Source organism: Luteolibacter sp. Populi, from assembly GCF_040801775.1.
In the GTDB taxonomy this organism is placed as follows: Bacteria; Verrucomicrobiota; Verrucomicrobiia; order Verrucomicrobiales; family Akkermansiaceae; genus Haloferula.
The window spans coordinates 5934498-5947872 of the sequence record NZ_CP161812.1 but is presented as its reverse complement, the minus strand read 5'-3'; the positions used below and the strand labels follow the sequence as shown (position 1 = coordinate 5947872).

The following is a 13375-nucleotide window of genomic DNA, read 5'->3' as shown; positions in this document are numbered from 1 at the left end:
CCAAGATCAACCTGCCGGGCAACGAGGAAGGCAACAGCGAATTGACCGCCGCGAAGCTCGCCGCCCGCTGGCGCGGTTGGGACGCGGTGGATGGTTTCGATAACTATCCGATCCCCGGTTCCGGCGGGATCGGGATGCTGCCCCGGGTAGTGACCCTGCCCCAGGCCGAACTTCTGGACGATAGCATCGGAACCGGCAGCCCCTCGGCGCTCGGCCGGGCCTTCCATTCGGCCACCCCCGAGAGTTTCGGTCTCTTGACTGATACGCTGCAGGGCGGCCTCAAGCGGGACCTGACTGCTTATTTGGACGGCACGATGCCGCCCACGCCGGCCACCGACATCCCGAATGCCATCGGTAGCAATGCGAACATCATCCCCAAGTCGCTCACGGCGGTCGCCCCTACGATCAAGGGGCCGAAATGGAGTGCGCTGAAGAAATTCCGCGACCTCGGCGTCAGCGCGGCCCAAGCCGGAAAGCTGACGGTAAAGGGTGTCCCGCTCAACAATAACGGAGAAGAAGAAGCGGCCATCTCGCCGATTATGACCGACTTCCGCCTCTTGCTCGGATGCAAGCTGATCCCAGCCGGCACGGACCAATACAGGGCGCAAGCCTGTGCGAAGATCGCGGTCTCGCTGGCGAATCCCTATCCCTACCCCTTGCAGTGGACCACACCCATCGAACTGGAAGTTTTTGACGTCACCAATCCGGCCCAACGGACCTGTTGCATCTACGAGGCCGCCGGGCAACCGGCCTTCATCGGTGTGAGGAACGGGCGCGGTGCGGCGTTGGCCAAGACCATTTTCCAGATCCCTGCGACAACCTTGCAACCGGGCGAGGCGAAGTCCTACACGAACAAGTCCTCGGTGCTGCGTGGCGTTAACAACATCGGAACGCTGACCACCGAACTCGGTCTCTTCGTCAGTTCCGGTGCCGGCAATTACGAACCCTGCGTTATCCAGGACAATGACCAAGTCATCAATCTTCAGGGGACCAACCCGGACGGCTCGGCCAAGAATGTCTTCCTGGACGTTCGGGAGCAGTCGACCACCTCGCAGATCAATGTCGAATTGAGAAGCGGCGGCACCCTCCTGAAAAGGGTCGAGCGCTTCGAGTTGGACAATGCGAACTTCGCGGCGACCGGCCGCCGCTTGTATGCCGCGGACGCAAAGGCGCTGACGAAGGCCTTCGGTCTGCAGTACGATGGCTTCCAGATCAGCCAGCCGGGGTTCGACTACCTAAGCGTCCTCCCCGTCGGGGATGGGCTCGGGCTGCGCAGTTCGACGGTGCGGACCTTCACGGATTTCAATCTCCAGGCGACCCGCTACCGCAAGCCGATCATCTCTTACAATCCGCCTCCCTACTTTATGCGGACCTCCAATGAGAAAGCGAGCTTGGGCACCAACGGCGATTCGGGATTCGCTTTCAGCCAGCATATCGCCGCGGATCCCTTGCCTTGGGGACGCTCGTCCGCCGACAGCCGTCGCGTGGAGCTTTTTTGCCCGCCGGAGCATCTGGTATCGCTGGCCCAGCTTCAGCATGCCGACCTGACGGCGGACGACATCTCGGTATCGGTCGCCCACCAACCGGGCAATGCGGTCGGCAATTCTTATGCCACCCCTTTCGTCACCCGCGGGAAACATTTCACGAACCGGTTTGACATCACGATCACCGATTTCACATCCGCCACCTCGGCGGCGCGGAAATACTATGACATGTCATACCTCCTCAACGCCGCGTTGTGGGACACCTACTTCTTCTCGACCATTGGCGGAAACGCAGGCTCCCGGCCGCTCAATCCCTCCATCATCAAGATCTACGGTGACGACAGTTCGAACCAGATCAAGGACGGAGCCACTGCGGCATCGCGTCTGATGTATGATGGCGCGCAGAACGTGAACTGCACCGACAAGGACGCCTGGAAAGCCCTGCTGGCGAGTTCGAAGCATCTTCAACACAAGGCGGAAGCCGGCCAATCCTCGGATGCCATTTACCCGCGGAGCCTCGAGCAGAGCGATGCCGGCCTGACCAAACCGACCGGCGCCCGGGAGGATTCCTTCGCCGGTTACCGGAAGCTGAACGACGACCAGATCGATCTGCTCGCGACCGAGCTGACCAAGCAGGTGCGCCTGCGCGGGCCCTTCGTGTCGCTCTCGCAATTCGTCAACCGCACGCTGGCGGCCCTCTCGGTGCAAAACGCGATGATCGGCCGCAGCGGCCCTCTGCAAGCGGCGATCGACGCGGCTGGCATTACCATCAATCCGGAAGGGACCAAGAGCGGATTCGGCCCGGCCCTCGTGATCGCTACCGACAAGGTGAATTTCCAAAAGGACGGCAGCGCTCCGAAGGCCGACCTTTCCGGCGGCAAAGCGACCCGCCAACCCGGAATTGCCGACATCGTTTGGCCGCCGACCTGCTTCGATGAAAATCCGGGAGCGGTGTCCAGCATTCTGGCCGACCGGCCGATGCTGACCGACGCCCGTTACAAGATCGAGCAAGGCTTCCGTTCCACCGGCATCCCCGGCTGGCTCACCCAGGCGGACGTCCTTCAGGTCATCGGCCCCGCGCTCAGCGTGCGTTCCGACACCTTCCGGATCCGGGCTTACGGTGAGGCGACAGACGCCGGCACCGGCCTGCCGGTCGCACGCGCCTGGTGCGAAGCGGTCGTGCAACGCATGCCGGAATACGTGGTTGACGAAAAAGATGCGGCGACGGTTCGTCCGGCAAGCTTACAGTCGGAGGTCAACAAGACCTTCGGTCGTCGCTTCGCGATGGTTTCCTTCAAATGGCTCTCGCCCAATGAAATTTAACTCCATTTCCTGCTCCGCCGCTGCGCTCTTGCTGCTCGGCACCCTATCCGCCGCCCGTGCCCAGGATACAGTCTCCATGAAACTCGATGTGGTTTCATGGGGCGAGGACATCACGGGCCTGAGCCTGACCGCTGCCGGCAAGGCCTCCCCGATCACCGCCCGCGCCTTCACCTATTCCACTCCGGTTCGCTACAACGGGCCGGCAGTGATGGAGATCCATCAGGAAGGTGGCGGGGCAGCCGCGGACAAGGCGGCGGGCGAGAAGAATGCCGCGGCCATTCCGGCTGAACTGAAGGCGCTGCGGGCAAAGGATCCCACGATCGTGGCACTGGCCAAGTTGCCCGTGGGTTCGCGCCGTGCCACGGTCCTGATCGCGCCTGCCCAAGGAGGTACTTACCAAACCTTCGTGATCGACGACGATCCGTCCAAGTTGCCCTTCGGTAAATTGCGGGTCCACAACTACACGCCCTTCAAAATTGCGATGAAGTTAAATGGCAAGCAGGGCGCTCCCATGAAGACCCGGGACTCCTTCGTCGTCGAGCCCAAGGATGGCCAAGTGATCTATGAACTGGCCTACGAGCAGAACGGCGCTTGGACGACCCAGGAAAACAACTTGATCCCCGTCCGCCCGGACGAGCAGGTCCAGCTCATCATCTTGAAGAGCGACGCGGGCTTCTTCCTATCGGGCGACGGATCGCGCTCGGGCTTCCTCCAGAGTGTCTCGTTGCGCCGACCGGAGAAGGAACCGGAACCGGCCGAACCTGCAGCGGCCCGCTGAGCCCCTGCCTGCATGGAGCCAGCGCACCGGGGGGCTCACCTCAAACCACCGCCACGCGCTCGATCTCCCCGGCGTAGCGGTCGAGCGGCGCGGTGTGGCGCGGGATCATGTTGAAGACCATGAACACCACGGCCTTCTCCCCGCAGCGCAGCAGGCCGATCTCGACGCTGGCACGGGTCAACTCCGCGCAGAGGTGGCTGAAGCGCGCGAAGATATCGTCCACCTCGCCTTCCGGCACGCCGCAGACGCTGCCGTCCTTGCGCACCCCCAGGAGCAGCAGGCCGCCATTCGACCATTGCAGGGCCGGCAGGGCCTTGGCCACGCGCAGGGCACCGGGCGTGGACTCCTCGAACACCACCGACTTCTCATAGGCCGCGATCAAGGCGGCCAGAGTGCTGCTATCGTGGACGGTCATCGCATCCCATGTGATACCCGACAAGAACCGCCGCGGCAATCCGCAAGTGGCGCTTTCCCGGAGGTCCGCCCCGAGGGTCTTCCCTATTCGCGTCCATTCGCGGTTGTAAAATCTAAGCGAACATCTTCCTCCCCAGCTTCGCGATCGCCGCGGCCACGCCCAGCACCTCCTTCGACTCCTCGCCGCTGCGGCAATAGACGGCGACGGTGAAGGCTTCCGGCAGCAGGAACTCGAAGGTCCGCACATGGACCAACCCTTCGGCCCCGGCACCTAGCCGCGGCATCGCATTACCCGGTGCCAGCATCACGCCCAGGCCGGCCCTGCAGGCCGCCGCGGCTTCATCCTCGGAAGGAAAGCCGATCGAGTTGGCGGGCTGGATGCCGTAGGCCTCCTCGCACCAGCGCAGGAGGAAGGAGCTGAAGCCCGTGACCACCTTCCGGTCCGGCACCAGGATGCTGGTCCGCAGCACCTCGGGGAAACTGAAGTTCTCCGGATCGAAGGGATAGAAGTCGGGATTCCACGCGACGGTCAGGCCGCGCTCGCGCCGGATCACCGCTTCCTGCACCGCCGGCGAGAGGCCCGCGCGCAGGAAACGCCCGGCGATCACCACGTCCACGCGGGTCGCCTCCAACGCCTCGCGCCAATTCCCGTTCGCCTCGCAACAGCGCACGCTGGGACCTGCGGGCGGCTCGGCGGCAAGGGTCTCCCGCAGCGTGCGCCCGAAGTACGATGCATCCAGTGCCACCAGCACCTGGCGGTCCATGCGCCGGTCGAGGTGGCGCATGCCATCGACGAATTCCAGATACGCATCGCTGACCTCGCTGCCCAATTCCAGAAAGGCGACGCCCGCCGGGGTCAGCTTGGCCCCGGCCGGCGAGCGCTCGAAGAGGATCAGGCCGACGGCGGATTCCAGCTTGGAGATCGTCAGGCTCACCGCGGGCTGGGTCATGCCCCAGCGCTTGCCGGTCGCGGTGAAACTGCCCGTCTCCGCGAGGTGGCGGAAGACCAGCAGGCTATTGAGATCGATGTCCATGGCCATTGGCCGCCGTCATCAGGCGCGGCTTGAGTTCTGCATAGGGATGATTGCGCCGCAGGCACGCGGTCAGGCGATAGGCGGGCCAGCTCCCGGGATCGCGACCGCTCATGCCGACCGTGGTCTCCGGCACGAAGACGCAGGCACCGGCGGGCAAGCGCGCCGGATCCGCAAGAAAATCCGCGGCCTCGCTCTCGCCCATGATCGCACCGCCCTTGGCCCCCGCGCTGCGGAAGGCCGCGAGCAAGGCCGCGGCGGTTTCGGGTTCACCGGCTGAGGCGATCCACCAGCCGGTCCCTTGGAGTTGTGCGGGCGCGGTGGGCAAAGGCGTCGCCGGGTTCCGCAGGATCGTCCACGGCACCGGCCCGAGGTCGACGGCCTCCAGACGGTCTGCACCGCCGAGGCCGATCCCGAAATACACATCGCACTCGGCATTGAGCAGCGCCGTGCGGAAGCGCTTCACCTCGATCCGCACGAAGCAGGAGCGGAAGATATCGGAGAGCTGCAAGGTCGCCAGGAAATCCGTGAAAAGGCCAACCCGGAAGAACTCCCCCGCCGCCGCAAAGCGCAAGATGCGCCCGGCCTGATGGAGGCCGCGCACGCCATCGCCCAGCTTCCGCAGCGCGCGGGACAGCGGCCCGATCTGCGCGAGCAAGCCGGTGGCAAAGGCGGTCGGCACCAGGCTGCGATCCGGCCCTTCTTCAAACAGGGGCCGCCCGACCGCCTCCTCGAATTCCTCGCAGACCCGCTTCACGTTCGCGCGGGTGCTGTGCAGCTCCAGTGCCGCATTCGCATACGAGCGCTCCTTGCAGGTCACGCTGAAGACCTCGAGCTGCCGGTAGGTGATATCGGGCAGCGCCTCCACCCCTTGCGCAGGGGCCGGCAGTCCGGCAGCTTTGGTTTTGGACTTCGGGTCCGGCGATTTCATGCGGGAGGGCTTGGCGCTGCTAACAAAGCATGCCCCGCGCTGCGGACAATGGGATTCTGCCGGAGCTGCCGTCCTGAATTTCACCCGGAAACCCCCGGGGATCCTGCCTGCCCCGCCCTGGCCATTCGGTCCCGCGCCGACGCCCCCCTTGAGGGGTGCCGCCACTCGGGCGGAGCGGCACCCGCAGGGTCAAGGCGGGCAAGCAGCGCGCCCGGGTTCCCTTACAGGCCTTTCACGGAGCGGGGTTGCGCTTGCGGAAGCCTTGGCCGCCATAGCCGCTGGCCATGATGCGCCCGTGCTTCTGCACCCAGTGTTCCCCGGCCATGATCCAGCTTCCGTCGTAGTCGAGAATCCCGACCTTCGAGTTGTAGCCGACGGGGTCCGCGGTCAGGTCGGGCCGCGCGATTACCCAGCCGGGCTGCGGCGCGGTCAGGTCGCCCAAGCGATCCCAGCCCGGGATTGCAGGGGTGACGATGACATTGCTGTCCGAGTCCACGCGGCCGGTGTTGTCGTTCCACCAGTCAATCGCGTAAGGTGGAGCTGTGGCCGCGTAGGGCGAGGAAGGGACCCGGACCAGCGGCACCCACAGGCCCGCCTCGCGCAGGGTGTGGTAGGTGAAGACCCAGTCCTTGTCGGTGGCAGCCGGCGCGGTGTAATACTCTGTTACCTTCACTGCATCCGCCTTCTTGTAGTTGCGGGAGCCGAGCTGGAGCATCGCCCTCTGCCGCGCATTCTCCTGCCAAGCCGCGCTGTAGATCCCGATGTAGTCCGGGAAGCCCACCTTTTGCGCATCCAACACCGTCGAGGAGGTCCACAGCGGGTTTTCCCAAGGATAGGTGGAGGTATGGGGCGCATTGTTCACGCGTGTGTAGTCCACGATCAATGGTTCGAGGCCGCCGAGATCGACCAGGGCCCGCACTTGGAAGATTCCCGCCTGGGTCTCGGTGTGCAGGACCTCCTTGCCATCGGCAATGATACCCGTGCTCCAACTCACGTCGAAGGTGCCGTCCGACTTCATCTTCCGCACCTGCCAGGTCACATCCTCGTCCTCCAGATCCGGGATCGGCATGTCGCCGCGGTCATACATCCCGTTCACCAGGCAGTATTCCTGGGAAGCGCCCACCGGCTTGCTTACGCCCTTCTTCCGATCCTCGCGAGGATCGCCGAGCGGACTTATTTCGACCCTCAACAGTCCGACCTCATAGGTGCGTGTCAAATTCCAGTTGTCGTCGGAGCCATTGAAATCGTAGGTGATGATGAGCGGATCGGAACAATCTTCGTTCGCATCCAAGGTTATCTGCTTAACCTCGAAGCCGGTAGAGACCGCAATTTCCCCGCCAGAGCCAAATTCGTCTATCGGGTAGTAACTGCTCGTGGTCTTCCAGATCAGATTGAGGGTCCTCGGAATAGCCGCCTTTGCCCGTTCCGGAACCTTCAGGTAGATTGCATGTTGATGGATTCCCGCGATGACACGAGCCCCGGCGAGGGGATCGACAACCGTGATGGTCTCATAGTAGCTGGATCCGAAGTCGATCGGCTTGCCATACTCCAGGATCATCCGCTTCGTATTCAGGCTTTTATCGTCGGCAAGGTCATCGACGTCATCCGGATCAAGGGAGGATGAGGATGGAAACGCATGATTGGTCGCCATGGCGGACATAATACCGGCCGCGTAGTTCCCGGGACCCGGGGTCCCGCCGCTAACCGGCGTTCCCGCACCCCCGCCCCAGTCCTGCTCGGTAGCAAATGAATTGCCCGTTTCCCCATCTTCCCAGATGTGATCGCCCTTGCGCGTCAGGATCAAGAAATGCGCCGGGAAGTCCTCGTCCGAGAAGGGCTCCGTCCCCTGCCTGTACTCCACCAAATTGGTGAAATGATCCCCGTCAGGGTCCCCGTCGGCTCCGTTGCCGCCGCTGTCGCTCGTCGGATCGAGGCCGTGACGGTACTCCCACGCATCGGGCAAGTCATCGCTATCCGAATCAATGTTTCCATCGGAGGTCCCGATCCCGGTCCCCGGCGCTTCCTCTTCCTCCTTGCTCAGCCCGTCCCCATCCCCATCGACGAAGGGCGGCAGATCCTCGAAGCGCAGCGCGAACACCGCTTTCAACTGGCCGATGGTGGCAGCCGAGTAGTTGATCGCGTCATTGGAATTGTTGGCCGGGTTCCATGGATAGAGACGGTCTCCCGCACCGGTGAAGTGGTGCGTGCCATTGAGATGCAGCTCGTTTTCCAACAATTGGTTGTCCATCCACACCGGATAGCTGGCACCCAGATGTTCGTAGAATGGCGCCGCCATGGCTTTCAGCGCGCCGACCGTCAAGGGCTCGCGCTGGGTCGCTTCCCATGCCGGATCCGGCGAGGATGGAATGGTGGGATAGAAGACTCCGGTGCTCGCTCCCGGACTCGCCTTGAACAGCTTCGCTTTGATGGCGATAACCTCGGCGGCACCCGGCCCGAGCACGTCTTCCAAGGCGTCGACGGCTTGCAAGGCCACGTGCTTGCCCTGGCCGGCATTCGCAGCACCGTGTGAATTGGCGGGATTTGCGTTGGTTACTCCTTTGCCCGCCCACCAAGCCGGCGGCGCGGCGCTCGCGATGAAACCGCAGGCCAGCAGTGCCTGGACGCCGATCTGCGGTCCCCACGAGCGCAGTATGGATTTCGTCTGGAACATAATAGCTCTTTTAGTTGGAGGGTTTATTCGAAATCGCCCATGGAGATGTCGCCCTGCGGGATCGCGATTGTCACCTTGCCCTGGAGTTCGGTATGGCCCTCCACGCGCAACGCCACGCCGGCGGCATCGGAGCCGTCGCCCGCATCCGGATCGCCCAGGCCGCTGCTCCACTTCTTGTTCTTGAAGGTGGCCTTGCCGTTCTTGAGGATCTTCAGCGCGTTGCTCTGGTTAGGGCCGCCGTAGGTGGTGCCGTTGCCGACCGTGAAGACCGAATCGGTGGCGACCCAAGTGCTGGCACTGTCGCCCCACTCGGTGATAGGGTGGGAACCAACCGATACCGACGAGAACGCCCGGGCTGCGGTTCCTTGGCCGAGCGCAACGGCATGGACCGCCTCCGACAGACCGCCCGAAAGGGCACTGCCTCCGTAGCCGCTGGCGTTGACACCGCCCGTGCTGGCGGCGAAGGAGCGTTGTGCCCGGGCATAGGTGGCATAACCGATCGACACGGCATCGATTCCCGTGGCCGAGCTGTTGGATCCGATCGCAATCGCGCCCGTATTGGTCGCGTCCGCACTATTTCCCACCGAGAAGGAATCCGCATGGGTCGCCGTCGCACCGGTTCCAAGGGCACCGATCGCGGTGGCGGCGGCGCTCGCGCCGGCTCCGTAGGAGGCGGTCAGATACTTGTTCGTGGAAAGGTAGCCGCTGGTCACCGCGGGGCTGCCGCCGATGGTGAGCGATCCTTGGACACTCGTGTTGCCATTGTTCAGCACCACCAAGCTATTCGAGCGGCTACCCGTACCCGTTCCATTGCCGACGATCAGCGAAGCATCCGAAACGGTGGCGGCGTATTTCCCAAGGGTCACGGTTTCGTGCTGGGCGATGTTACCAAAGCCCATCACCCAGGCCAGGTCGGTGGTGGACTCATTCTGGACACCGATCATGACGCAATTCTGCAGGCTGTAGAAGGGAGCGGGAGCCCCCGTCCCGTCCATGGTGTTTCCCGACCCGATCAGAACATTGCCAGTCCCACTTGTGCCACTGGGGAAATTGAATGAATTGTAGAGTCCGAGCGCCAAGGATGACGACTGGCGCCTCATCACATTGGTCTGCCCGAGCACCACCGAGTCGGTCGCCGATTCGACAATATTGTCCACACCGCCCATCAGCGTGTAGTACGAGGCTCCCGACATGGTGTTCATGAATCCGTAGCCGAGGGAATAGTTGAACACCTCGACATCATAGCCGGCGGCAAGACTGCAAGTGTCCGCAACGTTATCGAAGCCCAACGCCAAGCTCTCATTATCGGCGGCATTGCCGGTTCCTGCGACAATGGAGTTCGAGCCGCTGGTGACAGTGGTGGTGGTATCCATGTCCAAACCATCGGCAACGGTGATGGCTGCTTGGGCAAGATTCGCCGCAGCGAAGGCGGACAGGCCGATTATTGAATTAATTCTCATAATTGTAGTTAATTACCAATTGTTTTTCGATCTAGTCAGGGCAATCATTCCAAAAAAACATATCCCCCAAGACACAACAACCCCACCACGGGCACGACATCATCGCGCCAATTTCGGCATCCAATCCCATAGAGACAGCGACCCCCGCCTACCGGGCAGCAGACGAAATGGCTTTATCAGAACAGGAGGACACTAAGCTTTTCAGGGATCAACTCTAGATGAAGAGATCATTAGGCATGGGAGACTCTGAGTTCGATTTACAGCCGCAAACAACTCGCGTTACACCTATCCTGAAATCACCTATCATCTCAAAGAGGAAGGCAATTCAGAGTTATGTCCGCTTTTGGGATTATTTGTCTCATTTTCACCCGTCTCGATCCGACTTATTCACAATTCAGGGGCTGAATAGGGCACGGAACGCACGCCCCGGGAAACAGCCGTGCCCGTCGAGACCGGACACCGGTCCCGTCGCCTCGACCCTTCCACAACTGCCTGCATTTTCCCATCGCACGAAGCGCCCGGTGCGGTTCATGATGACCGGCATCATGACCAAACTCGGAAAGATCGTGTTCACCCTCGTGGTCCTGCTCCTCGCCGGATTCGCGGTCATGCGGGTCTTGAACAAGAAGCAGGACGGGCCGGCGCGCACGACCCAATCCTCTCCTCAAAAGGAAAAGGAGGGGGAGGACTCCACGCCCGCCGCGGACGATGCCACCGCCTCCTTCGAATTCATCGCGCCCGGCAAGGCCAAGCAGCTTCCCTCTCCCCGGCCCTATGCGCCGGTGGACAACACGATCCTGGTCAACCTCTCCGAGTACGCAGGCTACGCCGGCCTGATCACCGCCAATGGCGGCCTCGAACCGAACGACAACTCATGGTTCGCGAAGAACGGCGGCTTCAAGCTGGAGATCACCCTCAGCGAGGAGGACTCCTGGGCCGACCTGCAGGATGGCAAATTCGCCGCCACCGCAACCACCGTGGACGTGCTCTCGAACTACGGCCGCCAGTGGCAGTGCGTGGTCCCCGCGCAGGTCTCCTGGTCGCGCGGCGCGGACGGCATCATCGTCCGCAAGGACATCAAGCGTGTGAACGATCTCAAGGGCAAGACCATCGCCACCGCCCCCTTCAGCGAGGCGGAGTTCTTCATCCGCTACCTGTCCCAGGAGGCCGGCCTGCCGGTCAAACGGCTCGATGGCCCGGATGAGCAGCGCGACCCGGAAGCGGTGAACCTGGTCTTCCTGGAAGACGCCTTCGCCGCGGGTGATGCCTTCCTGGCCGACCTGAAGGGCGGCGGCCACAAGATTGACGGCTGCGTGACCTGGGCCCCGAAAACCACGGAAGTGGTCGAGGGCTCCGGCGGCGCGGCGCGGCAGCTGGTGGACAATCGCAACCTGCTGGTGATCGCCGACATCCTGGTCTTCAACAAGGGCTTCGCGCAGGCCAAGCCGGAGATCGTCCAGAAAATCGTGGAGGGCATGCTACTTCACAACGACAAGATCCGCGCCGCTCCCGAGCAATACCTCCAAGCCATCGCCACCGCCTTCAAGAAATACGAGTGGACGGTGGAAAGCACCCGCGAGGAGCTGGCGAAGGTCCACCTCTCGAATCTCCCCGAAAACCTCGCCTTTTTCCGCGGCGGGATCGACGAAGCGGGCTCCTTCGCGTCCGTCTTCCAGACCGCGAATCTCGCCTACGGCCCGGAACTCCAGCCGACTCCGGTAAGCTCGTCCTACTTCGCGGACACCAAATCACTCGAAGCGATCGAGAAGGGCGGCACGATGTCGGCCCAGGTCGCCTCGATCCAGCCGATCAAAAGCAGCAACCAATCGGCGATCGAGCAGGACCCGCTGCTGACCCGCGACATCCGCTTCTACTTCGTGGCGAACAAACACGATCTGGACATGACCCAGAAGGAGAACCTCGACTTCCTGACCAACGTCAATCGCCTGCTCGGCGTCTCCCCCGGCTCGCGGATCGTGCTGCGCGGCCACGCCGATGACGCCAAGAAGGAGGAATTCCGCAAGCAGGGCGCTGCCTTCCTCAATAAAATGGCGCTGGATGCAATGGCCCTCTCCGACCGGCGCGCCAAGGAGATCAAGACCCGCCTGATGGAGAAGTTCCCCGGAATCCAAGCCGAGCGCCTCGAAACCGTCGGCCGCGGCTGGGAAGAACCTGCCAGCAAGAATTCCGACCTGAACCGCCGGGTGGAAGTGCAGTGGTTTACGGTGGAATAAGTTTGCCGGTTTTCAGTGTTCAGTTTTCAGGGAAAGGCAGGAATGATCCTGCGAGTGTGCTTGCTTTCCCTGAAAACTGAACACTGGCAAACTGAACACTTGGAATGACCGGCGTCGAAAAACTGAAAGCCTTCGCGAAGAGCCCGCACCACGCGTGGCTCGGGCTCCTCACGCTCGGCGCGGGCGTGGCCACGATGAGCGGGATCGGCATCATCGCCGGAGCGGCGGTCTATGCGCTCGGCTGGATCTACCTGCCGGATTCGCGGCTCTTCAAGAATTGGCTCGCCGCCCGCAAGCAGGGCGACGACGGGGCGAAGCTGCGCGAGTTCCTCTTCCAGCGGCGGCAGATCTACGATTCCCTGCGTACTTCCACCCGCACCCGCTACGACTCATTGGCGGCGGAGATCGAGTCCCTGCAAGCGGACTTCCACCGCGACCCGCGGCTGAATCCCGAGATCGTCCGCCAGCGCAGCGAACGGCTCTCGAACCTGGCCTGGACCTACCTGCGCCTGCTCCACACCGGCGAGATGCTGGATCGCTTCGTCGAGACCGAGGACCCTGCCGACTTGGAGGCCAAGATCGCAGCGATGGAAAAGGACGTCGCGGCTATCGCGCCTGGCAGCCGCGCGGGCTTGGCGGAGTCGATGCAATCGCGGCTTACTTCCCTGCGTTCCCGCTTGGAGAAGCGCCGCGGCGCGGAGGAAAGCCGCGAGCTGACCGCCTCCGAGCAGGAGCGCATCGCGGAGCTGGTGAAGCTCTTCCGTGCCGACCACCTTTCCAATCGCGATGCCGGCGCGCTCTCCCACGAAATCGATGGCGCGGCGGTGCAGCTCGATCGCACCAACGACTGGCTGCGCGGCCTCGAATTCGACACCTCGCCTGCCGACGTTCCCGAGGCCTTGGCGGCCGCGGCACCCCTGAAGATGGGCAGCTGAAATCGCCCGTTGAGGGAATGCGAAGCGAACCCAGAGCCTCAAACCCTCGGCCATCCCACTCTCAATCGGGCGACCGGCGCTTGCGTATCCTGCACTGGATTTCCCGAAACTTCT

9 protein-coding genes are annotated in these 13375 nt (G+C 62.9%); 4 read left to right on the top strand and 5 right to left on the bottom strand.

Features of this window, described 5'->3' with window-relative positions; genetic code table 11:
• The first annotated feature begins 41 nt into the window (after positions 1-41).
• On the top strand, positions 42-2807 hold the full coding sequence (locus ABWK72_RS24130) for a hypothetical protein (protein WP_367872136.1): 2766 nt from the start codon (positions 42-44) through the stop codon (positions 2805-2807).
• Positions 2797-3585 carry a hypothetical protein gene (locus ABWK72_RS24125; protein ID WP_367872135.1) on the top strand — a complete coding sequence of 263 codons (789 nt, stop codon included), beginning with the start codon at positions 2797-2799 and terminating at the stop codon, positions 3583-3585. Before ABWK72_RS24130 ends, ABWK72_RS24125 begins: the two co-directional genes overlap by 11 nt.
• 40 nt (positions 3586-3625) lie before the next feature.
• Here ABWK72_RS24125 and ABWK72_RS24120 read toward each other — a convergent pair whose 3' ends face one another.
• The 5 genes from ABWK72_RS24120 to ABWK72_RS24100 all read right to left on the bottom strand — a co-directional run bounded on the left by ABWK72_RS24120 (position 3626) and on the right by ABWK72_RS24100 (position 10092).
• Positions 3626-4000 carry a hypothetical protein gene (locus tag ABWK72_RS24120; protein ID WP_367872134.1) on the bottom strand — a complete coding sequence of 125 codons (375 nt, stop codon included), beginning with the start codon at positions 3998-4000 and terminating at the stop codon, positions 3626-3628.
• Positions 4001-4112: 112 nt separating this feature from the next.
• The gene (locus tag ABWK72_RS24115; RefSeq protein ID WP_367872133.1) at positions 4113-5033 is read right to left on the bottom strand and encodes a LysR family transcriptional regulator; all 921 of its coding nucleotides are present in this window, start codon (positions 5031-5033) and stop codon (positions 4113-4115) included.
• Positions 5014-5961, bottom strand: coding sequence for a LysR family transcriptional regulator (locus ABWK72_RS24110; RefSeq protein WP_367872132.1), 948 nt, complete (start codon positions 5959-5961; stop codon positions 5014-5016). The genes ABWK72_RS24115 and ABWK72_RS24110 overlap by 20 nt, the downstream gene beginning before the upstream one ends.
• Positions 5962-6193: 232 nt before the next feature.
• On the bottom strand, positions 6194-8632 hold the full coding sequence (locus ABWK72_RS24105; protein ID WP_367872131.1) for a hypothetical protein: 2439 nt from the start codon (positions 8630-8632) through the stop codon (positions 6194-6196).
• A 23-nt stretch (positions 8633-8655) separates the two neighbouring features.
• A complete protein-coding gene (locus ABWK72_RS24100) occupies positions 8656-10092 on the bottom strand; it encodes a hypothetical protein (RefSeq protein ID WP_367872130.1) in 1437 nt (478 codons plus the stop codon).
• A 545-nt stretch (positions 10093-10637) separates the two neighbouring features.
• On the opposite strand from ABWK72_RS24100, the gene ABWK72_RS24095 reads away from it, so the two are divergent.
• Together ABWK72_RS24095 and ABWK72_RS24090 are read left to right on the top strand one after the other, a co-directional pair.
• Positions 10638-12326, top strand: coding sequence for a phosphate ABC transporter substrate-binding/OmpA family protein (locus tag ABWK72_RS24095; RefSeq protein ID WP_367872129.1), 1689 nt, complete (start codon positions 10638-10640; stop codon positions 12324-12326).
• A 104-nt stretch (positions 12327-12430) separates the two neighbouring features.
• Positions 12431-13261, top strand: coding sequence for a hypothetical protein (locus ABWK72_RS24090; RefSeq protein WP_367872128.1), 831 nt, complete (start codon positions 12431-12433; stop codon positions 13259-13261).
• The last annotated feature ends 114 nt before the right edge of the window (positions 13262-13375 follow it).